Genomic DNA, 23,542 nt, shown 5'->3' with positions numbered 1-23,542 from the left:
CTGGCCGGCTGCCACTATGCGTTTGTCTTTGAAGTGCGCAAGTCCCGGCCAGCGCCTCAATAGCGGGCCACCCTTAGAAGGAGTGCAACACCGGGTAGCCTTTGCGGGCAAACTGGTCCAGGCGGTCAGCCTCTGAGTTGGGCAGGATGACCACACCCAACTCGGAAAAGCCGTCGATCTTGCCGTTGCGCTCCTCGCTGCCGTTGAGCTTGCACTCGTCCAAGTTGTCGATGAAGCGCAGCACCTTGTCCAGATCATAGGCTGCATTGGCGCGTGCATCCGGGTCGGGATTGGCGTGCGTCCAGTCACCCAAGTGCCGTTTGAGGTCAAGCTCCAGTTGCCAGCGGTCGTTCCCCTCGAGGTAGCGCCTGAGCACCGAACTCTGTTCAATAATCCTCTCTGCCGAGCGGTGATCCCCGGCAGGGCGTCCCATTGGCGCAGTCAATTGGCGAACTTCGCGCTGCTCTGCGACACGCATGTAATGGGGCGGGATGGGCAATGGAAAAGAAAAAAATGGCAGTACGGTATTTTTCATGGCGCCTCTGTTCTTCAGGAAAAAGAGGCTGATCCTAAACTGCCGGAGGGTGCCTTCCTACGGCAGCGACTGGCTGATCTATTTCAAGGTGTCTTTCAAAACGAACGGACAATCCGCCCTAGCGTTTCCATGGCCTTTTCCGCCGACTCGTCCCAAGGGCTGCCGTAGTTCAGACGGATGCAGTTACGAAAACGCTGGGTCGGTGAAAAAATCGGCCCCGGCGCAATGCTGATGCCCTGGGCCAGGGCCATCTGGAACAGCTTCAACGAGTCGGTCTGCTCCGGCAATTCCAGCCACAGGAAGTAGCCGCCGGCGGGTTGGCTGACCCGGGTCTGCGCCGGGAAGTAACGGCCGATGGCGGCGAGCATCGCGCTTTGCTGTTCTTCCAGGGCATAGCGCAGTTTGCGCAGGTGCCGGTCGTAGCCGCCGTGTTGCAAGTAGTCGGCAATCGCCGCCTGGGCCGGCATCGAGGCACACAGCGAGGTCATCAATTTCAAGCGTTCGATCTTCTGCGCATAGCGGCCCGCGGCCACCCAGCCGACGCGGTAGCCGGGGGCCAGGCTCTTGGCGAAGGAGCCGCAGTGCATCACCAGGCCTTCTGTGTCGAAGGCCTTGGCGGGTTTGGGCGCCTGTTGGCCGTAGTACAACTCGGCGTACACATCGTCTTCGATCAGCGGCACCTGATGCCCGCGCAGTAACTCGACCAACTCCTGCTTCTTGGCCTCGGGCATGGTGGCGCCCATGGGGTTCTGGAAGCTGGTCATGCACCAGCACGCCTTGATCGGGTAGCGTTCCAGGGTCTGGGCCAGCACCTTGAGGTCAATGCCATCGCGCGGATGCACGGGGATTTCCACCGCCTTGAGCTTCAGGCGTTCCAGCACTTGCAGGCAGGCATAAAACGCCGGGGCCTCGATGGCTACCAGGTCGCCCGGTTCGGTAACTGCTTGCAGGCACAGGTTCAGCGCTTCGAGGGCGCCGTTGGTGATCAGCAGTTCTTCCATGGGCAGCATCAGGCCACCGACCATGTAGCGCAGGGCGATTTGCCGGCGCAGTTGCGGGTTGCCCGGCGACATATCGGTGACCACCATGCGCGGGTCCATCTCGCGGCTGGCGCTGGCCAGGGAGCGGGCCAGGCGTTGCAGGGGGAACAGCGTCGGGCTGGGGAAGGCCGAGCCAAAGGGCACGGTTTGCGGATCCTTGATCGAATCGAGCACCGAAAACACCAGCTCACTGACGTCCACCTCGGTGGATTCGTGGACATGGGCGCTGACCGCCGGCTCCGAGAACGGGCTGGGCGCATGGGTATTGACGAAATACCCTGAACGCGGCCGCGCCCGGATCAGGCCACGGCGCTCCAGCAGGTAATAGGCCTGGAACACCGTGGACGGGCTGACGCCGTAAGTCTGGCTGGCATAGCGCACCGACGGCACGCGCTGGCCCGGTCCGAGGACGCCGGAGCGGATCAGTTCAGCGATGTCGTCGGCAAATTTCTCGTAGCGTTTCATCGTGATCCTAGGTTCTACACAGGTCAAAACGTGGGAGCGGGCTTGCCCGCGATGGCGGTGTGTCAGTAGCCGATAGTTTGACTGACACAGCGTAATCGCGGGCAAGCCCGCACCCACAGGGGGGCTTGCGGGCTCAGCGGTTCAGCGGCGCCACAAAACGGCTGTCGGCGACACTATAAACACTTGGTTCATCCCTATCCGTCACCTTGAAGCGGATGGTTTGCGAGCTGCTGGTCGGTTTGTCACTAGTTAGTGCCACCGAAACCGGCACATCGGTGATTTCCCCGGGCGCCAGGCTGACTTCGGTCTTGCCTTGCAGCTCAAAGCCCTCGCCATCCACCAGTTCCAGGCGGTAGTCCTGGCGCTGTTGGGTCTTGTTGATGATCTTCAGGCTGTAGATGTTCTCGATCAGCCCCTGGCTGTTCTCGCGGAACATCCCGCGGTCCTTGGTCACGTCCAGCGACACCATCGGCCGCTGCACCAATGCCATCACCAGGGCCGCAATCATCACCAGCAGCACCGCACTGTAGCCGATCAAGCGTGGCCGCAGCAGGTGGGTCTTGCCGCCTTGCAACTGATGCTCGGAGGTATAGCCCACCAAGCCTCGCGCATAGCCCATCTTGTCCATGATCGAATCACAGGCATCGATACACGCCGCGCAGCCGATGCATTCCATTTGCAGGCCGTCGCGGATATCGATGCCGGTAGGGCAGACCTGCACGCACAACTGGCAGTCGATGCAGTCGCCCAGGCCAACGTCCGCCGGGTTCACCTCGCGCTTGCGCGGGCCACGGCTTTCGCCACGGGCAGCGTCGTAGGAAATGGTCAGGGTGTCCTTGTCGAACATCACGCTCTGAAACCGCGCATAGGGGCACATGTGCATGCACACCGCCTCGCGCAGCCAGCCGGCATTGATGTAAGTGGCGCCGGTAAAAAACAGCACCCAGAACAGGCTGACACCGCCCATCTGCCAGGTCAGCAGCTCTTGGGCCAAGGGCCTGATCGGCGTGAAGTAGCCGACAAAGGTCAGGCCGGTCAGCACACTGATCGCCAGCCACAGCGTGTGCTTGGCGGCCCGGCGCGCCAGTTTGTTCACGCCCCAGGGCGCGGCCTGCAGCTTGATCCTTTGGTTTCGCTCGCCTTCGGTGACCTTCTCGCACCACATGAACAGCCAGGTAAACGAACTTTGCGGGCAGGTGTAGCCACACCAGACGCGGCCGGCAAACACGGTGATCGCAAACAGGCCAAAGGCACAGATGATCAACAGCGCCGACAACAGGATGAAGTCCTGGGGCCAGAAGGTCGCGCCAAAAATATGGAACTTGCTTTCAGCCAAGTCCCACAGCACGGCCTGGCGTGAGTCCCAGTTCAACCACACAGTGCCGAAAAACGCGAGGAACAGAAAGCCTGCACCGCTTATGCGCAAGGTGCGGAACAGGCCGGTGAAACTGCGGGTATGGATCTGGTTGTCGCTGGATTTGGCCTTCATCTTCTTTGGATGTGCAGGCTCGAAATGTTCTACTAATCGGACGGGGATTCTATCGCTCATGGTCTTTCGCTCATCAGCCTCCATCAGGCAGATGAACTATGCGACGCGATCTGTTTGCATAACAGACTCAGGTAAATCGATAAAAAGCGGATCAGATGGGTTTTTGCGCCGGCGCTGCGACAATGTGCAGCACCCCGCAAGCCGTGGGGCCGGTGCCTGGATCAACAGTGCACGCGGCATGCTGATCCAGATCAATCAAATCACCGAATCACCCGCGCTGGCCTTGAGGTGCTTGCGCCCGTCAATGGCGCCGGCGACGGTCAGGGCGTCGGCTTGTGCCTCGGTGATGTAGATGCGCTGGCCGTCGATTTCGACTGCCGACATCGATTTTTCGCTGTCGGTAATCACCGTCACCTCCAGCACGCTTAGGCGTTGCTCTTCACCGCTGTCGTCGATCTTGAAGTAGCAGGTCTGGTTTTCGATACGTACGGGCATGGTCTTCTCCTGGTTGATCGGTGCTGTTCGTTAGGTGACGCACACGGGCCAATGGTTCGGCGCAACTGACTGGCGGTCGTTGCTGTCCATCCTTTATCCCCCCTACGAAAAGGACAGGACCATGGACGCCTGGTGGCAAGAAGTCTGGCAAACCCTGCAAAGCGAATTCGCCGATATCGGCGATGCGCGGCAACTCACGCAAATCACCGTGCGCCTGCTGATTGCCGCGATTCTGGGGGGCATCCTGGGGTTTGAGCGCGAACAAAAAGGCAAGGCCGCCGGCGTGCGCACCCATATGTTGGTGGCGATGGGTGCGGCCTTGTTTGTGCTGGTGCCGCAGATGGGCGGTTCCCAGGCCGACGCCATGAGCCGGGTGGTACAGGGTGTGATCGCCGGCATCGGCTTCCTGGGCGCAGGGACGATCCTCAAGGGCAAGGAGGAAGAGGCCGGCCAGCACGTCAAGGGCCTGACCACCGCAGCCGGCTTGTGGATGACCGCCGCCATCGGGGTGGCGGCGGGGCTGGGCAAGGAGTCCACCGCGGTACTGAGCACCGTGCTGACGCTAGCGGTGTTCAGCGTGATGCCAAGGATTGTGAAGCTGCTGGACAAGCCCTAGTTGCGGGCGCCTACACGATAACCGGCGGTATCGTTGTCGGCGGTTCTTCCTTTGCCGGAGGCACGCTTTGCGGCGGCTCTTGTTGAGGAATCGGCTCTGGCTCGGTCGGCGGCAAGGTAGGCTTATCAATGTTCGGGTCAGGGGTTTGGGCAGGAATCGGGATATTCATCGCGGTGGCCTCGTTTGTGCTTTGCTCAATCGGTGGACAACCGCCATGGCCGATTGATTCCCGCCCGGTGGCGGCACATCCATCTGAACTTTCCGTCGGCCACCGGGCTCGGACCTTATACGGCCCGCCCGGGAAGAGCCCGCCTGCTGCACAGACAATCAAGCACAAGAGCGTCCATGGGGCGTAAGGGGAGATGCTCGATGACGGCTGAAATACCCGTATTACCGCTGTCCCAGGCACTGTTGCTGCCCAGGATCGCCATTGAAGACACCATGCCGGTGATTGATGCCGGTGCATTCGCGGTCAAGGCCGTGCAAGGGCAAGCCATCCACGTTACCAGCAAGGTATTCGCTGACGGGCATGACCAGTTGGCCGTGTTGATTCGCTGGCGGTCGTTGAGCGAAGACAACTGGCACAGCGCGGTCATGGCAGACAAGGGCAACAACACCTGGGAAGGCACCTTTGGTGTAAGCCAGCAGGGCCCGCACCACTATTGCATCGAGGCCTGGATCGATCATTTCGCCAGTTTCTGCTACGAACTGGGTAAAAAACACACCGCCGGGGTTCCCGTCAGCCTGGAGCTGCAGGAAGGCCGCCAGCAGGTCTTGAAAGCCGCTGAACGCAGTGAAGGTGAGCTGCAGGAGCACTTGCAGCAACTGCATCACCAACTGTCCGGGCTGTTGGAAACCGAGCAGGTCGCGCTGTTTTTGCACGAACACAGTGCACAGCTGATGGCCCAGGCCGATTTGCGCCCCTACTTGAGTATCAGCCCGGTGTATCCACTGGATGTGGAGCGCCCCCAGGCGCTGTTTGCCAGTTGGTACGAGCTGTTCCCGCGCTCGATCACCGATGACCCGACGCGCCACGGCACGTTCAATGACGTGCATTCGCGCCTGGCGATGATCCACGACATGGGCTTTGACGTGCTGTACTTCCCGCCGATCCACCCCATCGGCCGCAGCCACCGCAAGGGCAAGAACAACTCCCTGAGCGCCGGCCCCGAGGATCCCGGCAGTCCCTATGCGATTGGCAGCGAGGAGGGCGGCCACGACGCGATCCATTCGCAACTGGGCACCCGCGAAGATTTCCGCCGCCTGGTAGCCGCCGCCGCCGAGCATGGCCTGGAGATCGCCCTGGACTTTGCCATCCAGTGCTCCCAGGACCACCCGTGGCTCAAGCAACACCCAGGTTGGTTCAACTGGCGCCCGGACGGCACGATCAAATACGCGGAAAACCCGCCGAAAAAATACCAGGACATCGTCAACGTTGACTTCTATGCCGCCGATGCGATCCCCAGCCTGTGGTTGGAGTTGCGCGATATCGTGCTGGGCTGGGTCGAGGAGGGGGTCAAGACCTTCCGCGTCGACAACCCCCACACCAAGCCGCTGCCGTTTTGGCAATGGCTGATCAGCGACGTACGGGCCCAGCACCCCGAGGTGATCTTCCTTGCCGAGGCCTTTACCACCCCGGCGATGATGGCGCGCCTGGGCAAGGTCGGTTACTCCCAGAGCTACACCTACTTCACCTGGCGCAACACCAAGGCCGAACTCAGCGAGTACTTCACCCAACTCAACCAGTCGCCCTGGCGTGAGTGCTACCGGCCGAACTTTTTCGTCAATACACCGGACATCAACCCAGGCTTTCTGCATGAATCCGGGCGCCCGGGCTTTTTGATCCGCGCTGCACTGGCCACCATGGGCTCGGGCCTGTGGGGGATGTACTCGGGCTTTGAACTGTGTGAAAGCGCGCCAGTGCCGGGCAAGGAGGAATACCTGGACTCGGAAAAGTACGAGATCCGCCCCCGGGACTTCAGCGCCCCCGGCAACATCATCGCCGAGATCGCCCAGCTCAACCGCATCCGCCGGCAAAACCCGGCGCTGCAGACACACCTGGGCCTGACGCTCTACAACGCCTTCAACGACAACATCCTGTACTTCGGCAAGCGCAGCGAGGATGGCAGCAACTTCATCCTGATCGCCGTCAGCCTCGACCCGTTCAACCCCCAGGAGGCGCATTTTGAGTTGCCGCTGTGGGAGATGGGCCTGCCGGACGACGCCCAGGTGCAGGGCGAAGACCTGATGAATGGCCATCGCTGGACCTGGTACGGCAAGACCCAATGGATGCGCATCGAGCCCCATATGCCGTTTGGCATCTGGCGCGTCACCCAGTCTTGAGTCGGATGCAGATCAACTGTGGGAGCGGGCTTGCCCGCGATAGCAGTGTGTCAGTCACGTATCCATCAACTGATCCAGCGCTATCGCGGGCAAGCCCGCTCCCACATTGACCACGTCCTGTCTGTCAATTTTTTTGAATTTTCCAGGAGTTTCCAATGGCGAAGAAACCCAAGGCTGCCACCTTTATCAAAGACCCGCTCTGGTACAAAGATGCGGTGATTTACCAGGTTCACGTCAAATCCTATTTCGACTCCAACAACGACGGCATCGGTGACTTCCCCGGGTTGATCACCAAACTCGACTACATCGCCGACCTGGGCGTGAACACCATCTGGCTGCTGCCGTTTTACCCCTCGCCACGCCGTGACGATGGCTATGACATCGCCGAATACCGTGGCGTGCACAGCGACTACGGGACCATGGCCGACGCCAAGCGCTTTATCGCCGAGGCGCACAAGCGCGGCCTGCGGGTGATCACGGAACTGGTGATCAACCACACCTCCGACCAGCACCCGTGGTTCCAGCGTGCGCGCAAGGCCAAGCCCGGCTCCAGCGCGCGGGATTTCTACGTGTGGTCTGACGACGAGCAGAAATACGACGGCACCCGCATCATTTTCCTCGACACCGAAAAGTCCAACTGGACCTGGGACCCGGTCGCCGGCCAGTACTTCTGGCACCGCTTCTATTCCCACCAGCCGGACCTCAACTTCGACAACCCGCAAGTCATGAAGGCCGTGCTGTCGGTGATGCGCTACTGGCTGGACATGGGCATCGACGGCCTGCGCCTGGACGCGATTCCTTACCTGATCGAGCGCGACGGCACCAACAACGAAAACCTCCCCGAAACCCACGATGTGCTCAAGCAGATCCGTGCCGAGATCGACGCCAATTACCCCGACCGCATGCTGCTGGCCGAAGCCAACCAATGGCCGGAAGATACCCAGCTGTACTTTGGCGACCAGAAGGGCGACGACGGCGATGAATGCCACATGGCCTTCCACTTCCCGCTGATGCCGCGCATGTACATGGCGCTGGCCCAGGAAGATCGCTTCCCGATCACCGATATCCTGCGCCAGACCCCGGAAATTCCCGCCAACTGCCAATGGGCGATTTTCCTGCGCAACCATGATGAGCTGACCCTGGAAATGGTCACCGACAAGGAGCGCGACTACCTGTGGAACTACTACGCCGCCGACCGCCGCGCGCGCATCAACCTGGGGATTCGCCGGCGCCTGGCGCCACTGATGGAACGCGACCGGCGCCGCATCGAGCTGCTCAACAGCCTGCTGCTGTCGATGCCCGGCACACCGACCCTGTATTACGGTGATGAAATCGGCATGGGCGACAACATCTACCTCGGCGACCGCGACGGCGTGCGTACGCCGATGCAATGGTCCATCGACCGCAACGGCGGGTTTTCCCGTGCCGACCCGGCCAGCTTGGTGCTGCCACCGATCATGGACCCGCTCTACGGCTACCAGTCGGTCAACGTCGAAACCCAGGCCCAGGACCCCCATTCGCTGCTGAACTGGACCCGCCGCATGCTGGCGATCCGCAAGCAGTCCAAGGCCTTCGGGCGCGGCAGCCTGAAAATGCTCTCACCGAGCAACCGCCGGATCCTGGCCTACACCCGCGAATACACCGGCGTCGATGGCAAGCACGAAATCATCCTGTGCGTGGCCAACGTGTCGCGCACGGCCCAGGCGGCGGAGCTGGACCTGTCAGCCTTTGCCGGCATGGTTCCGGTGGAAATGCTCGGGGGCAACGCCTTCCCGCCCATTGGCCAGCTGAATTTTCTCCTGACCCTGCCTCCTTATGGCTTCTACTGGTTCGTGCTGGCTACCGAAAACCAGATGCCCAGCTGGCATGTGGAACCGGCCCAGAGCCTGCCGGACTTCACAACCCTGGTCCTGAAAAAACGCCTCGAAGAGTTGCTCGAAACGCCGTGCCGCACCACCCTGGAGCAGACCTCGTTGCCCAGCTGGCTGCCCAACCGGCGCTGGTTTGCCAATAAAGACTCGGCCATCGACCGTGTGCATATCGCCTATGGCGTGCGCTTTGGCGATGCCCAGCATCCGGTATTGCTCAGCGAGATTGAAGTGACCAGCGGCGGGCAGACCAGCCGTTACCAACTGCCATTCGGCTTGCTCGGCGAAGACCAGTTCACCAGTGCCTTGCCGCAACAACTGGCCCTGGCCCGGGTGCGCCGGGTGCGCCAGGTGGGCCTGATCACCGATGCCTTCAGCCTCGACAGCTATATCCGTGCCGTCATCGACGGCCTGCACGCCCAAACGGTGCTCAGCAGTAGCGACGGCGAGATTCGTTTCGAACCCACCCCGCACTTGGCCGACTTGCCGGTAGGCGATGAGTTGCAAGTGCGTTACCTGGCGGCCGAGCAGTCCAACAGTTCGGTGGTGGTCGGCGAAAGCCTGGTGCTCAAGTTGATCCGCAAAGTCAGCGCCGGGGTTCACCCGGAACTGGAAATGGGCGCCTACCTGACCGCCGCCGGCTACAGGCATATCTCGCCATTGCTGGGCTCGGTGATCCGGCGCGATGCCGCAGGTGAGGACAATCTGTTGATGATTGCCCAGGGCTATCTCAGTAACCAGGGCGACGCCTGGGCCTGGACCCAGAACAACCTCGAGCGGGCGATCCGCGACGAGCTGGCCGAAGCGATCTCCGAGCAGGAGCAGCACTACAACGCCCTGGGTGAACTGGCAGATTTCGCCGGGTTGCTCGGCCAGCGGCTGGGGGAAATGCACCAAGTGCTGGCCGCGCCAACGGCCAACCCGGACTTCAAGCCTGAAGTCACCTCGGTCAAGGACAGCCAGGGCTGGGCCAAACAGGTGGGGGCGCAGATTGAACGCGCCTTGCAGTTGCTCAAACAGCATCAAACCCAATTGAACCCCGCCGACCAGGCGTTGGTCACTCAACTGCTGGGGCAAAAAAAGGCGATTGCCAACCATGTGCAGGACCTGGCGAAAGCCACGGTGGGCGGCTTGCGCATCCGGGTCCATGGTGATTTGCATCTGGGCCAGGTGCTGGTAGTCAAGGGCGATGCCTACCTGATCGACTTCGAAGGCGAACCTGCACGGCCGCTGCACGAGCGCCGGGGCAAGCACAGCCCGTACAAGGACGTCAGCGGCGTACTGCGCTCGTTCGACTATGCCGGCGCCATGGCCCTGAATGTGCAAGGGCAGGGGCTGGATCACTCGGCCGACGCCGATGCGGCACGCCAGCGTGTCGCCGATCGTTACCTGAGTGAAGCTCGCCAGGCATTTATCCAGGCGTATCAACAGGCTACGTCTACACTGGCGCATGGCTGGCAGGATGCCAAAGGGGCGGATGCGGCACTGGCACTGTTCAGCCTGGAGAAGGCTGCGTATGAAGTGGCCTACGAGGCAGAGAACCGCCCGACCTGGTTGGCGGTGCCCTTACGCGGATTGCACGGGTTATTGCAAGGTTATTAATGACGTTCAGTCCAAGCGCGCGAACGTCAAGGTGGGAGAAACCATGAGCTTTACACATAAAGAACCGCTGCAATCGAAGTTCGCTGTCATGCCTGCGCCCAAGGATATCGAAGCCCTGGTGCGTGCCGAACATCCGGATCCTTTTGCGATCCTCGGCCCCCATGACGATGAGCAGGGCGGCCAGGTTATCCGTGCATTCCTGCCGGAAGCCTTGAGCGTCCTGGTGCTGGCCCGCGACAGCGGCGATGTGCTCGGCAGCCTCGACGCGACCCCAGTCCCTGGCTTGTTTATCGGGCATTTCTCCACGCGCCAGGGCTACCTGCTGAAGATCCAATGGGCCGGCGGCGAGCAGATCACCGAAGACCCCTACAGCTTCGGCCAGTTGCTTGGCGAGATGGACCTGTACCTGTTTGCCGAGGGCAATCACCGCGACCTGAGCAGTTGCCTGGGCGCCCAGGTGATGAGTGTCGAGGGTATCCAGGGCGTGCGTTTTGCCGTGTGGGCACCCAATGCCCGCAGGGTTTCGGTGGTCGGCGACTTCAATATCTGGGACGGGCGCCGCCACCCGATGCGCCTGCGGCATCCCGCCGGAGTCTGGGAGATCTTTATCCCGCGCCTGCATCCGGGCGCCGCCTACAAATACGAAATCCTCGGCGCCAGCGGCATCCTGCCGCTCAAGGCCGACCCCATGGCCCTGGCCACGCAGTTGCCGCCCGACACAGCGTCGAAAGTCGCCGCGCCGTTGCAAGTGGACTGGGCAGATGAAGCCTGGATGCAAACCCGTGGCGAACGCCAGGCGCCCAGTGCGCCGTTGTCGATCTATGAACTGCACGTGGGTTCCTGGCAGTGCGAGCTCGACGAATTGGGCGAAGTGTCACGCCAATACGGCTGGCGCGAGCTGGGCGAGCGGCTGATCCCCTATGTGCAGCAACTGGGGTTTACCCATATCGAACTGATGCCGATCATGGAGCATCCCTTCGGTGGTTCCTGGGGCTACCAGCCGCTGTCGCAATTTGCGCCCAGCGCGCGCTTCGGCTCACCGGATGAGTTTGGCGCCTTCGTCAACGCCTGCCACCAGGCAGGCATCGGCATCATTCTCGACTGGGTGCCGGCGCATTTTCCCACCGATACCCACGGCCTGGCCCAGTTCGACGGCACTGCGCTGTACGAGTACGGCAACCCGCTGGAAGGTTTCCACCAGGATTGGGACACGCTGATCTACAACCTGGGGCGCACCGAAGTCCACGGTTTTATGCTGGCCTCGGCGCTGCACTGGTTCAAGCATTTCCATATCGATGGGCTGCGGGTGGATGCGGTGGCGTCGATGCTGTATCGCGACTATTCACGCAAGGCCGGCGAGTGGGTGCCCAACCGCCACGGTGGGCGCGAGAACCTCGAAGCCATCGACTTCCTGCGGCATTTGAATGACGTAGTGGCCCTGGAAGCCCCCGGCGCCCTGGTGATCGCCGAGGAGTCCACGGCCTGGCCGGGCGTCAGCCAGCCGACCCAGCAGGGCGGCCTGGGCTTCAACTACAAATGGAACATGGGCTGGATGCACGATTCGCTGCATTACATTCAGCAAGACCCGGTGTACCGCGCCCATCACCACAATGAGCTGAGTTTCGGCCTGGTGTACGCCTGGTCCGAACGTTTTGTGCTGCCCATTTCCCACGATGAAGTGGTGCACGGCAAACACTCGTTGATCGACAAAATGCCCGGCGACCGCTGGCAGAAATTCGCCAACCTGCGGGCCTACCTGAGCTTCATGTGGATGCACCCCGGCAAAAAGCTATTGTTCATGGGCTGTGAATTCGGCCAGTGGCGCGAGTGGAACCACGACCAGCAACTGGACTGGTACCTGCTGCAATACCCGGAGCACCGCGGCGTGCAAAAACTGGTGGGCGATCTCAACCGTCTGTACCGCGAAGAGCCGGCGCTGCACGAGCAGGACGCCGCGCCCCAGGGCTTCCAGTGGCTGATTGGCGACGACGCGATCAACAGCGTCTATGCCTGGCTGCGCTGGAGCAAGGACGGCAAGGCGGTGCTGGTGGTGGCCAACTTCACCCCGGTGCCCCGCGAGGCGTACACGGTGGGCGTGCCTTTTGCTGGCACTTGGAAAGAGCTGATCAACAGTGATGCCGACACCTATTCCGGCTCCAACTACGGCAATGGCGGTGAAGTCTTTACCCAGGACGAGCCGCGCCATGGGCAGCCGGTGTCACTGGCGTTGAATCTACCGCCACTGGGGGTGCTGATCCTGGGCCAGGAATGAAACCCAAGGGGCCGGCCAGCCGGCTCCTGGGGATGATCTGACGAACGTTGTTACCAATCCTCTGGAGCATCTTCTTACAGGCGCTCCACACAAGGGTGTCTGTGTATCCTTGCCAGAGGCGAAAGGCCATGACGTCTGTCCACCTGAATGCCCCACCTCCCGCTGTCGCTCTTTCTCACGTGCAGCCGGCCAACGCCCAGGCCAGTTCCGGCCTGGCGCTAGTGCAGCCGACCACGCAAACAGCCGATTCTTACCAGGCGCAACTGCGCGGAAAACTGGCGGATCTGGACGAAATATCTCGGGTGCTACACCAACTCAAAACATCGGACGGCCCCGGCGACGGTCTGAATAAAAGCCTGTTCCTCAACAAAGATTCACCGTTGATCCCGCCCAACGGCTCCACCCAGCCAGGCACCAATCGGCTGGACAACATGCTCAGGTTCTATGGGGTTGTGCCGGCCGATCCGAAGACGCCTGCGCAAGTGCAGGCGGCGCTTGATGCCACGCAAGATGCCCGCAGCGAAATTGCCCTGGGCCTGGATGATGGGGCCACTGATGTGGACGGTTTACTGCAACCGAGCACTGAGCCCGCTATCGCGGCATGGGTCGCCGAGCAGGAGGCCACGTCTAAAAAGCCCCTGCTCAGCCTGTTGACCGAGGGCCTCTCGCCACAGGCCCTGGCCAAAGCCCAGGGCACGCCGGCCGCCGTGCTCGAGCTAATACTCAAATCCCCCCAGGCCAAGGCGCTGCTTGAACAGTTGTTGAGGCACCTGGGCGGTGCGCCGTTTCCCCTCGATGGGGTGATTGCTCCCCAGGTAAAGGTCAAGTTGCTGGTGAAGGCCCTGACCTTGAGCCTGGACCCATTGCACGGGCGCAAACCTGGGCATATTGCCGGTTTTGATCTGGCTTCACGTGACCTGGCGAACCAAAGCTATCCGGCGATCAAGACGCAATTTCGCCAGCACCTGGTCGACTCCAGGCAGTTGTCCGCCGACCAGGCGCATCTGGCGGCCTACGTTCTGCGCGCCCGGTTCCCGGCCGATTTTTCCGTACGTGATGTGCCCGCCGACCTTGCGTATCAAGGATCGGCAGTGTGGGTGAATTTCCAGCACGGCGTCAGTTTGGCGGAGGCGATCCGGCCCGGTTCGTCGCGCAGCATGGGCTTCCAGGAGCTGGTTGACCTGCCCGGCAAGTTCAGCGAACAAGCCACCACCGACGCCCAGTGGGCGCTTATCACATCGACCCGTATCCCGGCGACCCTGGATTGGGCGGTGGTGCAGGGGGTAATCGCGCACAAAGACAGCTATTTGCAGGAGGACATCAACAAGGCGGTCACGGCGTTTGATGCCCATCTTGATCGGGTGGTCGCGGCAACCCAGCAAATGGCAGCCGATGTGCCGATGCGCAAGGATTATTTCGAGCGCATGGAGAAGGGCACCTCGCGTACCGAACTGCTGAGCATGATCAGCCCGATTTTTGCCCTGTACCGGCACATGAGCGGTGAGAAAATCACCCCCTCGGACATCCGCTATCAATACCCTGTGTATGACGAAGATCAGTTCCAGGGCAAGTTTGACCAATACCTGGCCGACACCAAGGTTGCCTATTCACAACTTATCCGCAGCCAACTGACCCAGTTGCCCATAAAGGATCGCACAGCGCTTGAGCAGGGTGACGTCACCGTGTTTGCCCTGCGCACAAAGCCCGGCCCCGGCCATGAGACGGATGAAGAGAAACGGGCCGCCGTGACACGCCCGGCGTTTATTCTCAAGGCCGTGCATGACGGCCAGACAAACTACTACGAAATCAATCCGCTCAAGGGCATCGCCCGGCGCCGCGACGACTTGCAGCCGATCCTGGAGGCCTACAATCCTGCGGACAAAAGCTATGGCAAGGACTTCATCTCTGTTGAGCACGCCGCAGACGGCGTGCCTAGCGAAGAGTTGGTGGTGCGCAATACCCGCCCCGACAGCCGGGCCGAGTTCAAGAAGCAGTGGGCCGCCTACACGGCAGGCAAGGGGCCTAGACCCAAGAGTTTTTCGATCGTGGTGCCGCAACAGCTTGCGCACTTCGCCGCGACGGGAAACCCATCCAAAAGTTTGGTGCCGCGCACCTTTGACTCCGAGCGTTCGGTCGCCATTGCCAAGGCCATTACCACGGATCTGTTTTATGTCGATGAGGACACGCTCAAGCAATGGGCCGCATCGGACCCCGCCCGGGAAAGCGCAGCGCATAAAAACGATGAAGCATTCTGGGAGCGGGTCAAAGGCGTCGGCCAAATGGTTATTCCGTTCTGGAGTGGTATTGAGAACCTGGTCAACGGCAACACCAAGCAGGGCATCATGGAGCTGGTGGTCGATGGGCTACTGACCTTCGCCAGCCCGGCGGGCAAGCTGGCAGCAGGCTCGGTGCGCCTGCTGTCCCAGGCCGGCAAGATCGGCGTGCGCGCACTGCTGCCAAAATTTGCGCCCCTGGTGAAGAAGTTCGCGGTTTCCGTGGCGCGCAATCTCAACCCCATGGACCCGGTGATGCCCGCGCTGAACAGCGTCGGGAACCGTCTGATGAAGCACGGGAGCCTCCAACTCAAGGAGGTCCAGGCCGGCATTGCGAAATTCAGACAATCGGCCGCCCTTGAACTGCCTGGCAGAGGCCGTTACGACATCACCCAGCAAATCCCCCTGACCGCCAGGCCCCTGGCGCCAGGCCAGACTGTACGGGTGGCCGAAGGCATCACCAGTGACCAGGCCCGCGTCCTGCATCGGCGCACGCACAGTGATGTGGTGGTCGGTGATGACGTCTATCGTTATCGCCCGAAAAACCCCGAGAGCCTGATCAAACTGGGCGGCCCCAGCGATACCGAGCCATTTGAAGGCTTCGTATTGACCTGTGGTGTCGGGGGCCGGCGTTTCAAGCGCGATCTGGGTGACCTGTGCTACACCAAGCAAATCGAACCTGGCGGCACTCCGATATTTCAGGACGCCCAGGCCCTGGAGCATCGCCGCCTGATTCCTGGCGCGGGCCCAGTGAAAGGGCCACGCACGGTGATTCACGAACACCGTCGCTACCGCGTCAACGAAGCAGGCAACCAGGAACTGCTGCCGATGGCCAGCACCCAGCCTGTCACCTACAAAAACCGTACCTCTGGCACCGTGGTCAATGAGCCGGACTTTGGTTACGACGACTTCGGCGTGCCCCGGGCGCTCAATCAGGAAACGCTGGTGATCAAAATGGATGCCATCAGCGATTTGAGCAACGATCAGCGCGTCGTCAGAGGGCTCAAGATCGACCATGCTGGCCAGCAATACGTGATGGTCGAGGGCGATACCGGGGTGTATTTCTTCGCGCCGCTGGACGGCACCGGCAAGCTGGACTTTCATCGTCTGACCCGCAGTGGCCCACTGGACCTGGAGTTCATCCGCCGGTACGACCACTACAAGGATGTCTACAGCTTTGTGGCGCAGGGACTGCCGGATAACCCGCTAGTGGTACTGCCCAGCCTTGAGACCCTGATCAAGAAAATTGTCGCGGATGAGCCCATGTCGCCTGCGGAAATCGACCACTTGGTCAAGGTCCTGCGCGCACTTCCCCCCGAAAAGCAGCGTGAAGTCTTGATGGGGGTGTATGCCGCCGGGAGCAACCCTGGGCATGTGGTGGTTGCGGCAAAACCGGTGCGGCTCTCGCCGATCAACAAACCGGCGGACTTCGCCCTGTTGCCGACCGAACAGCAGAACCATTTATATGCACAGGGCGGCAGCAAAGCGGTTGAAGAGCAGTTCCAGGCCACGGGCATAAGGTCGGCCAATCAACAGGTTCCCGGCCTTCCCGCGGAGGTCGTTCGCAGCCAGACAGCCACGGAGATGGTGGGCTGGCTCTACACCCGCACTGGGGCGCCCAACTATTCGCAAATGGTCCTCAAGACCGGTGCCGGCAATTGCGACCAGATGGCCAAGGTGGCGGTGGATACGATCAACGCCAGTGGCGGCAATGCGCGGATCGCCCAGGTCAAGGGGCATACATTCGCCGTGGTCGGCGGGCCGCCCGGCCAGCCGCGCAGCAAAGGCTTCACGGGGCCGGAATGGGACGAGGCGTGGGTGGTCGACCCGTGGGCCGGCATTTCGTGCAAGGCCGCGGACTATCCGGCCCAATTCAAGGCGCGGATGCAGGAGTGGAGCCAGTCGGGCCGGCGCATCCTGATCAGCGACGGGGGCACGCCGCCGCGCTCGGTGTGGAGCGACCCCATGGAGCCACGCTGGATCCGCGCCACCGTCGATGGCGAGGCGCAGGTGTTTCAATAGGACTGCGTAACGCCGTGTGGCGTGGTGCTCCAAAGCATTACAGAAACACAATCTCGTAGGGTACGCGCATGCGCTCCAGCAGCACCGGGGGCAGCATCGGCGCCAGGCCGATCAAAGGGTCGCCGAGCAACTGGCTGGCGTAGGCATGGGCCGCGTGGCGTTTGCGCGCCACGCTCCAGGTGTCGAGGCGTATCTTGCGCGCGCACTGCCAGGGCATGCGCCCGGCTTCGCGGGCGGGCCAGTGCCAGGCCCAGATCGGCAGCTCCAGCAGGCGCGCGCCGGTCAGCGCGCAGGCGATGGCGGTGGCACGGCCGACGGCATCGTGGTCGTCATTGCCATCATTGCGCCAGGTGGTGAATACGACGTCACCGGGTTGCAGGTAGCGGGCGATAAATTGGCTCAAGAGCTGTTCGCGGCCCGCCAGGGCGTTGTCGCAAAAGCCCCCGCGAATCCACTTCAGGCTATGCATGGGCAAGCCGAGGCGGCGTAGGGCCTCGACACTCTCCTGGGGCCGGAACACGCTCAAGCGCTGCGCCGACCACTGGTTGGAGCCCGGATGGCTGGCGCTGCCGTCGGTGATCGAGATCAGTTTCAAGGGATAGTCGAGGGCGCTGAGCAGTTGCAGCAAACCGCCACAGGCCAGCACTTCGTCACCCGGATGCGGCGCCACCACCACCACTCGCGAGCCAGGAGGCACCAGTAGGGAAGGGCTGATGGTGGGGATTTGCGCCAATTGCGGTGCGCTGTTCCAGATTTGCGCCGGCGTGCGGCGAACGTCGTTCAAAGTGGCGGGATTGATCAATGTTACGTCCTTGTCCTGGTAATGCAGGTCGTGCCCCGTGGCCGGGTCGACTCTCCTTTTTGTCGCGCCGGCCTCATGGCCGGTGCGGCACGCTGGCATTCCGAATCCTAAGATTGCCGTGCTTGAGTATTGTTCATCACCCGGATTTCGCCGGGCAAAGTTGTAAGTTTTTCAAGATGGCAACATCAAGCCTTTCAAATAGTCGCCAAAGCCTCCCTGTGCGCGGCAGTCCAAGCGGGCACTGGTGATGACTTGTGGGGCATGGCTCCAGGCTATGGTTGCGCCGCAACGCTCCAGTTGGCGCACCAGTTGCACGTCCTCATGGCAGGCCAGGGGTTCAAACCCGCCAGCGCGCACGTAGGCGCCGGCGCTGACGCCGAGGTTGGCCCCATGAATGTGCCGGTGCCCGTCACTGGCCTGATAGGCCTGGTGGTAGCGGATCTGCGCCGCCTCGTCGAAACCGTCGCTCCAGGCATCGACTGTGACGGTGCCACAGACTGCATCCACCCCCAGGGCCAGTTGCGCCACCAGCCAATCGCCCGCCACGCGGCTGTCGGCATCGGTGCAGGAAATCCAGCGCGCGCCCTGGTTCAACAGATGCCGCGCACCGATTCCACGCACCTGGCCGACATTGCGTGCCGCAACGCTCAGGCTGTGTACCCCGAACGCCTCGGCAATGGCGGCGCTGCCATCGGTACAACTGTCGAGCACCACCAGTATCTGTACCTGCTCACCGAGCAGTCCCGGATGGCTGGCGGCGATCATCGCGGCTTTCAGGCACTCGGCCAGCAGCGCCTCTTCGTTATGCACCGGAATCAGAATGCCGATCATCGCAGCCCCTCAAGATGGGCGACCGAGGCGCTTTCGCGAGACCACAGGTCGAGTAGGAAATCACTGTCAGCCACCTGCGCCACGCGCGACATGCCCAGGCGTTGGTGCAGCAGTTGGTGGACCTGTTCGGCGGTTTGCGGGCAACCGTCGATGGGCGCTCGCCAGTGGCAGGCCAGGACCTGGCCATCCGGGCTGAGTGCGCCCAGGGCCTGATCGATCAGCACGCACAAATCGTCATGATCAAGGTAGTAGCACCACTCGCTGAGGACGATCAGTTCGAACGAGCCGTGCGGCCACTGTGCAGGCAATCGCAGCCGCTCGACCTGGGCGTGGCCAAACTCCTGCAGGCGCGCTTGCGCGAGGGCTACCGCCGCCGTAGCGGTATCGCAGCACAGCAGGCGCTCACAGCGCGTCGCCAGTTCGGCGCTCAATTCGCCATTGGCGCAGCCGGGTTCGAAAATCGAGGCGTAGCGCGGCCGGGTCAGCAGCGCCAGGGTCAAGGCGCGCTTGCGCTGCTCGTACCAGCGCTGGCGAAAGGCCCAGGGGTCGTCGTTGTCGACAAACAGCTGGTCGAAGTAAGCCGTGGCCACACTCATAGAAACACCACTTCAAAAGGTTGCAACAGCCGCTCCAGCACATGGGGCGGCAAGACGGGCGGCAGGTCGACCTGCGGGTCGCCTTCCAGTTGGCTGGTGAACGCGTGCAGGGCGTGGCGTTTGCGGGCCACGGCCGCGGGTGCCAGGGCAATCTTGTGCGCGCGGTGCCAGGGTACCCGTGAGTCCTCGGGGGTTGCCCAGTGCCAGGTCCACACCGGTAGCTCGATCAGGCGCGCGCCGACTGCCCGGGCCGCCTGGGCGCTGGCGCGGCCAACCGCTTCGTGGTCGCAATGGCCGTCTTCGCGCCAGGTGGTGAACACCACGTCTTCGGGTTGCAGGTGCTGCTGGATAAACGCCGTCAGCGCAGGTTCGCGCGCCTGCACCTGGCTGTCGGAAAAACCGCCGCGCAACCAGCTCAGGCGTTGCTGCGGCCAACCCAGGCGCTGCAGGGCCTCGGCCGACTCACGGGGACGAACCTCGCGCAGGCGTTGCCTTGGCCAACGGGTTGAACCCGGATGGCTGGCGCAACCGTCCGTGACTGAAACCAGCAGCAACTCGCGGTCCAACGCCGCCAAGCCTTGTAACAAACCGCCGCAGCCCAGCACTTCATCATCCGGATGGGGCGCGATGATCACCGCGCGGCAACCTTCAGGCACCAGTTGCGCCACGCTGATCAGAGGCAGGCCGGCGACACGGGCAGAGCCTTGCCAGGCGCGCAGGGGCGTGCCTTGGCCGACAATCGGGTTGGCTTTCATAGTTGCCATGTCCCGCCAGCTGCGCTCGACAGATGCTCGCCGAGCGCTGCCAGGTCCCGCTCGGCATGGCTTTGGCGCAAGTACACCGGCAGGTCTGCGATCAATTGCGCGAAGTGCCGGTCCTGGCAATAGGGCCCGGCTCCCATGGCCCTGCCGACGTGATGGATGACTTCGTTGGCCGCCGCTTCAATCACTGCCCGCGTCCGGCGCGCCAGCAACTGGGCGTTGGCCTGGGGTTGCTCGTCGATCTGCCGCGCAGCGCTGCGCAGCACCGTGGCGGCGGCGAACAAGGCCATGTCCACCGCACCCAGATGGGCCAGGGCATGGGGTTCTGCACGACGGTCACAGTGTTCGCGCAGGGCCTCGGCCAAGCGCTGCGCCGCGCCGTACCAGCAGGCGGCGATGCCAACCCCTCCTTGCCAGAACCCTGGGCGTTGCAGGTAATCCCCTGGCTCGCCCACGGCCAGCGCCACGGCATTCTCGAACCGCACTTCGACACTGGCGCACGCGCCCATGCCCACGGCTTGCCAGCCTTCACCGGTGACCTGGACACCCGGCTGGTCCATCGACACTGCAACCAACTGCTGGCGCGCCTGTTCATCCCAGGCAGTCAACAACCCGTGGCTGACCACCGCCGCCCCGGAGCACCAGGCCTTGCGCCCATGCAGCAGCCACTGCGAGCCCTCACGCCGAACCTGCACCCGTGCCGTCGGCGGCTCGGCGGCCCACATGCCCCAGGTGCTACCGGCAGGTGGGGCCGGGCTGTCGAGCTCGGCCATGATCGCCAGTGCATCGGTGTGCCCTTCAAACAGCTTGCACAGGCTCAGGTCGTGGCCGGCCACCTGGGCCAGTTCGCTGAAGCGCAGCAGCGTCTGCCCGCTACCGGGGCGCGGCAATTGGTCGAGGCCCGCATCCACCAGGGCCCTCAGGGTCTGGCCAAGGCCTTGGGTGTCGGCCAGTCCCTGGGGATTGCGTTGCAAAAACCCGTGTAGAGCCATTTCACACCTCTTGCTCATGTTGCAGTTCAAATAGCAGCAACGAGCGTCCGGTCACCGCATATTCGTGGTCAAAATCGAAACGTTCCTGGCCGCGTACGGCCGGTTGGTTGGTGTCGACCATGCAGGTCCAGAAGCCGCCATCCGGTACCCGGGGCAAGCGGAAATTCACCAGGTCGTGGTGCGCATTCACCACCAGCAACAAGGTGGCGTCGGACCCGGGCCGGCGGATCCCGGTTTCCTGGGCGCGCCCATCCATCAACATGCCCAGGCAGCGGCCCTGGCTGTCTTCCCACTGTTCGATGGTCATTTCGTTGCCGTCGGGAGCCAGCCAGGTCACGTCCTTGACCCCGATGTCTTCGTTGTAGTCACCCACCAGGAAGCGCCCGCGCCGCAGGATAGGGTAGGCCAGGCGCAGCTTGATCAGGCGCTTGACGAACTTGAGCAGGGATTTGCCATCTTCATCCAGCTCCCAGTTGACCCAGCCGATTTCGCTGTCCTGGCAGTAGGCATTGTTGTTGCCGTGCTGGGTGCGGGCGAACTCATCCCCGGCCACCAGCATTGGCGTGCCCTGGGCCAGCAACAGGGTGGCGAAGAAGTTGCGCATCTGGCGCAGGCGCAGCGCGTTGATCTCGGGGTCTTCGGTCGGGCCTTCGACGCCGTGGTTCCACGACAGGTTGTTATTGCTGCCGTCCTGATTGTTCTCGTCGTTGGCCTCGTTGTGCTTGTCGTTGTAGGACACCAGGTCGTGCAGGGTGAAACCGTCATGGGCGGTGATGAAATTCACCGAGCTGTAGGGCCGGCGCCCGCGCTGGTTGAACATCTCGCCGGAAGCGGTCATGCGCCCGGCAAAGTCGGCCAACTGGCCGTCATCGCCTTTCCAGAAGGCGCGCACGGTGTCGCGGAAACGGTCATTCCATTCCACCCAGCCCGGCGGGAAGTTGCCCACCTGATAACCGCCTGGGCCCACATCCCAAGGCTCGGCGATCATTTTTACCTGGCGCAGCACCGGGTCCTGGCGGCAGGCGACAAGGAAGCTGTGACGCTCATCAAAACCATCGTGATAACGCCCCAGAATGGTCGCCAGGTCAAAGCGGAAACCATCCACATGCATCTCCGTGGCCCAGTAGCGCAAGGAGTCGGTGACCATTTGCAGTACGCAAGGGTGGCTCAGGTCCAGGGTGTTGCCGGTGCCGGAATCGTTGATATAGAAGCGTTTGTCATCGGGCATCAACCGGTAGTAGGAGGCATTGTCGATGCCGCGCATCGACAGGGTCGGGCCCTGCTCGTTGCCTTCGGCGGTGTGGTTGTAGACCACATCGAGGATCACCTCCAGCTTGGCTTCGTGCAGGTGCGCGACCATTTCCTTGAACTCGGCGATCTTGCCGCTGGCCAGGTAGCGCGGGTCGGGGGCAAAGAAGGCGATGCTGTTGTAGCCCCAGTAGTTGGTCATGCCTTTTTGCAGCAGGTGCTGGTCATTGACGAAGGCGTGGATCGGCAGCAGTTCCACCGATGACACACCCAGTTGGCGGATGTGCTTGAGCACATCGTCGACCATCAACCCGGCGCAGGTGCCGCGCACCGCCTCGGGGACGGACGGATGGCGCATGCTGATGCCGCGCAGATGGGTTTCGTAGATGATCGTGCGGTCCCACGGCGTGCGTACCGGCTGGTCGTTGCCCCAGGTATGGGCCGGGTCGATGACTTTGCATTTGGGCACGAAGGGCGCGCTGTCGCGTTCATCGAAACTGAGGTCGGCATCCGGGTGGCCGATGGTGTAGCCAAACAGCGCTTCGGACCACTTGAGTTCGCCCACCAGCTGCTTGGCATAGGGGTCGATCAGCAATTTATGGTGGTTGAAGCGATGGCCATTGGCCGGGTCGTAGGCACCGTATACGCGGTAGCCATAAATCAGCCCCGGGTGGGCGTCGGGCAAGTAGCCGTGGAATGTCTCGTCGGTGTACTCCGGCAGCTCGATACGCTCCAGTTCGACTTCACCGGTATCGTCGAACAGGCACAGCTCGACCTTGGTGGCGTTGGCCGAGAACAGTGCGAAATTGACCCCCAGACCGTCCCAGGTCGCGCCAAGGGGGAAGGGCAGCCCTTCACGAATCCGCGATGGCTCGGTATCGGGTGTCTTGCTCATGGTGTTGCTCCTGCAAAGTTTTTCCGGGCCGAACGGGGCCGTGCTGACATCAGGTCAGATCAATAATCGAGCATTTTTTGTAGCAGCCGGGTGGCCGGGGATAGCGTCTCGGGTGGTGCTTGATGAAGACCTATCGCCGGCAAGCCGGCTCCTACAGGTGGGGTCAGCCGGCGGGTTTGCGTGGGGCTCGAGGCTTTTTCGCGGCGGCGGGTTTTTCCGCTGGCGGCTTGGCCTTGGCCTTGGCGCCGGCCTTGGGTTTACTAGGCGTCAGAGCCTCGGCTTCAGCCAACTTGCGGGCCATTTCCCAATGGCGGGCTTCCTGGCCTTCGGGCTTACCTTCGGACTCCCAGATCTGATACGCGAATTCACGAACGCGCTTGTCTTCGGTGCTCATCGC

The 23,542-nt window shown here is 62.3% G+C and carries 16 protein-coding genes; 5 read left to right on the top strand and 11 right to left on the bottom strand.

The window, feature by feature from the left end; genetic code table 11:
- Positions 1 to 73 precede the first annotated feature (73 nt).
- From ACO77H_RS14650 to ACO77H_RS14635, 4 genes are all read right to left on the bottom strand, one after another.
- Positions 74 to 535: a hypothetical protein gene (locus tag ACO77H_RS14650; protein WP_432754158.1), complete on the bottom strand. Its 462-nt coding sequence runs from the start codon at positions 533 to 535 to the stop codon at positions 74 to 76.
- 95 nt (positions 536 to 630) lie between these two features.
- Entirely contained in the window at positions 631 to 2,040 is a 1,410-nt protein-coding gene (mapR, locus tag ACO77H_RS14645; protein ID WP_169951788.1) for a GntR family transcriptional regulator MpaR, read from the bottom strand.
- Positions 2,041 to 2,173: 133 nt separating this feature from the next.
- Entirely contained in the window at positions 2,174 to 3,589 is a 1,416-nt protein-coding gene (ccoG, locus tag ACO77H_RS14640) for a cytochrome c oxidase accessory protein CcoG (RefSeq protein WP_432754157.1), read from the bottom strand.
- A gap of 195 nt (positions 3,590 to 3,784) precedes the next feature.
- Complete coding sequence (locus ACO77H_RS14635) at positions 3,785 to 4,024, bottom strand: DUF3203 family protein (protein WP_169951784.1); 240 nt, start codon at positions 4,022 to 4,024, stop codon at positions 3,785 to 3,787.
- A 121-nt stretch (positions 4,025 to 4,145) separates the two neighbouring features.
- On the opposite strand from ACO77H_RS14635, the gene ACO77H_RS14630 reads away from it, so the two are divergent.
- The 5 genes from ACO77H_RS14630 (at position 4,146) to ACO77H_RS14610 (ending at position 17,020) form a co-directional block, all read left to right on the top strand.
- Complete coding sequence (locus ACO77H_RS14630; RefSeq protein ID WP_432754156.1) at positions 4,146 to 4,640, top strand: MgtC/SapB family protein; 495 nt, start codon at positions 4,146 to 4,148, stop codon at positions 4,638 to 4,640.
- A gap of 369 nt (positions 4,641 to 5,009) precedes the next feature.
- The gene (locus ACO77H_RS14625) at positions 5,010 to 6,983 is read left to right on the top strand and encodes an alpha-1,4-glucan--maltose-1-phosphate maltosyltransferase (RefSeq protein ID WP_432754155.1); all 1,974 of its coding nucleotides are present in this window, start codon (positions 5,010 to 5,012) and stop codon (positions 6,981 to 6,983) included.
- Positions 6,984 to 7,138: 155 nt separating this feature from the next.
- On the top strand, positions 7,139 to 10,453 hold the full coding sequence (treS, locus tag ACO77H_RS14620) for a maltose alpha-D-glucosyltransferase (protein ID WP_432754154.1): 3,315 nt from the start codon (positions 7,139 to 7,141) through the stop codon (positions 10,451 to 10,453).
- A 43-nt stretch (positions 10,454 to 10,496) separates the two neighbouring features.
- Positions 10,497 to 12,725 carry a 1,4-alpha-glucan branching protein GlgB gene (gene glgB / locus ACO77H_RS14615; protein ID WP_432754153.1) on the top strand — a complete coding sequence of 743 codons (2,229 nt, stop codon included), beginning with the start codon at positions 10,497 to 10,499 and terminating at the stop codon, positions 12,723 to 12,725.
- A 128-nt stretch (positions 12,726 to 12,853) separates the two neighbouring features.
- On the top strand, positions 12,854 to 17,020 hold the full coding sequence (locus tag ACO77H_RS14610) for a hypothetical protein (RefSeq protein ID WP_432754152.1): 4,167 nt from the start codon (positions 12,854 to 12,856) through the stop codon (positions 17,018 to 17,020).
- A 37-nt stretch (positions 17,021 to 17,057) separates the two neighbouring features.
- Here the strand turns inward: ACO77H_RS14610 and ACO77H_RS14605 are convergent, their stop codons facing one another.
- The 7 genes from ACO77H_RS14605 to ACO77H_RS14575 all read right to left on the bottom strand — a co-directional run bounded on the left by ACO77H_RS14605 (position 17,058) and on the right by ACO77H_RS14575 (position 23,539).
- Positions 17,058 to 17,819 carry a PIG-L family deacetylase gene (locus tag ACO77H_RS14605; protein WP_169951973.1) on the bottom strand — a complete coding sequence of 254 codons (762 nt, stop codon included), beginning with the start codon at positions 17,817 to 17,819 and terminating at the stop codon, positions 17,058 to 17,060.
- 174 nt (positions 17,820 to 17,993) lie between these two features.
- The gene (locus tag ACO77H_RS14600; protein WP_169951772.1) at positions 17,994 to 18,653 is read right to left on the bottom strand and encodes a glycosyltransferase; all 660 of its coding nucleotides are present in this window, start codon (positions 18,651 to 18,653) and stop codon (positions 17,994 to 17,996) included.
- Positions 18,650 to 19,249, bottom strand: a complete 600-nt coding sequence (locus ACO77H_RS14595; protein WP_170041378.1) for an SAM-dependent methyltransferase — start codon at positions 19,247 to 19,249, stop codon at positions 18,650 to 18,652. The genes ACO77H_RS14600 and ACO77H_RS14595 overlap by 4 nt, the downstream gene beginning before the upstream one ends.
- Complete coding sequence (locus ACO77H_RS14590) at positions 19,246 to 20,004, bottom strand: PIG-L deacetylase family protein (RefSeq protein ID WP_432755757.1); 759 nt, start codon at positions 20,002 to 20,004, stop codon at positions 19,246 to 19,248. The genes ACO77H_RS14595 and ACO77H_RS14590 overlap by 4 nt, the downstream gene beginning before the upstream one ends.
- Positions 20,001 to 21,002 (bottom strand): acyl-CoA dehydrogenase family protein, encoded by a 1,002-nt coding sequence (locus ACO77H_RS14585; protein WP_432754151.1) that lies wholly within the window; start codon positions 21,000 to 21,002, stop codon positions 20,001 to 20,003. Before ACO77H_RS14585 ends, ACO77H_RS14590 begins: the two co-directional genes overlap by 4 nt.
- Before the next feature lies 1 nt (position 21,003).
- A complete protein-coding gene (glgX, locus tag ACO77H_RS14580; RefSeq protein WP_172311438.1) occupies positions 21,004 to 23,145 on the bottom strand; it encodes a glycogen debranching protein GlgX in 2,142 nt (713 codons plus the stop codon).
- Positions 23,146 to 23,308: 163 nt separating this feature from the next.
- Positions 23,309 to 23,539, bottom strand: a complete 231-nt coding sequence (locus tag ACO77H_RS14575; RefSeq protein WP_169951764.1) for a DUF2934 domain-containing protein — start codon at positions 23,537 to 23,539, stop codon at positions 23,309 to 23,311.
- Positions 23,540 to 23,542 lie beyond the last annotated feature (3 nt).

Source organism: Pseudomonas sp. WMBT8, assembly GCF_050916005.1.
Taxonomy (GTDB): Bacteria; Pseudomonadota; Gammaproteobacteria; order Pseudomonadales; family Pseudomonadaceae; genus Aquipseudomonas.
The sequence above is the reverse complement of the archived record's forward strand: the minus strand, read 5'-3'. Positions and strand labels throughout refer to the sequence as shown.

What these genes read in the sequence shown, in the direction of transcription:
- ACO77H_RS14625 (WP_432754155.1), top strand. Translation starts at nt 5,010, where the DNA reads ATGACGGCTGAAATACCCGTATTACCGCTGTCCCAGGCACTGTTGCTG.
- mapR (WP_169951788.1), bottom strand. Translation starts at nt 2,040, where the DNA reads ATGAAACGCTACGAGAAATTTGCCGACGACATCGCTGAACTGATCCGC.
- ACO77H_RS14595 (WP_170041378.1), bottom strand. Translation starts at nt 19,249, where the DNA reads ATGAGTGTGGCCACGGCTTACTTCGACCAGCTGTTTGTCGACAACGAC.
- glgB (WP_432754153.1), top strand. Translation starts at nt 10,497, where the DNA reads ATGAGCTTTACACATAAAGAACCGCTGCAATCGAAGTTCGCTGTCATG.
- ACO77H_RS14600 (WP_169951772.1), bottom strand. Translation starts at nt 18,653, where the DNA reads ATGATCGGCATTCTGATTCCGGTGCATAACGAAGAGGCGCTGCTGGCC.
- glgX (WP_172311438.1), bottom strand. Translation starts at nt 23,145, where the DNA reads ATGAGCAAGACACCCGATACCGAGCCATCGCGGATTCGTGAAGGGCTG.
- ACO77H_RS14575 (WP_169951764.1), bottom strand. Translation starts at nt 23,539, where the DNA reads ATGAGCACCGAAGACAAGCGCGTTCGTGAATTCGCGTATCAGATCTGG.
- ACO77H_RS14650 (WP_432754158.1), bottom strand. Translation starts at nt 535, where the DNA reads ATGAAAAATACCGTACTGCCATTTTTTTCTTTTCCATTGCCCATCCCG.
- ACO77H_RS14630 (WP_432754156.1), top strand. Translation starts at nt 4,146, where the DNA reads ATGGACGCCTGGTGGCAAGAAGTCTGGCAAACCCTGCAAAGCGAATTC.
- ACO77H_RS14585 (WP_432754151.1), bottom strand. Translation starts at nt 21,002, where the DNA reads ATGGCTCTACACGGGTTTTTGCAACGCAATCCCCAGGGACTGGCCGAC.
- ACO77H_RS14610 (WP_432754152.1), top strand. Translation starts at nt 12,854, where the DNA reads ATGACGTCTGTCCACCTGAATGCCCCACCTCCCGCTGTCGCTCTTTCT.
- treS (WP_432754154.1), top strand. Translation starts at nt 7,139, where the DNA reads ATGGCGAAGAAACCCAAGGCTGCCACCTTTATCAAAGACCCGCTCTGG.
- ACO77H_RS14635 (WP_169951784.1), bottom strand. Translation starts at nt 4,024, where the DNA reads ATGCCCGTACGTATCGAAAACCAGACCTGCTACTTCAAGATCGACGAC.
- ACO77H_RS14590 (WP_432755757.1), bottom strand. Translation starts at nt 20,004, where the DNA reads ATGAAAGCCAACCCGATTGTCGGCCAAGGCACGCCCCTGCGCGCCTGG.
- ccoG (WP_432754157.1), bottom strand. Translation starts at nt 3,589, where the DNA reads ATGAGCGATAGAATCCCCGTCCGATTAGTAGAACATTTCGAGCCTGCA.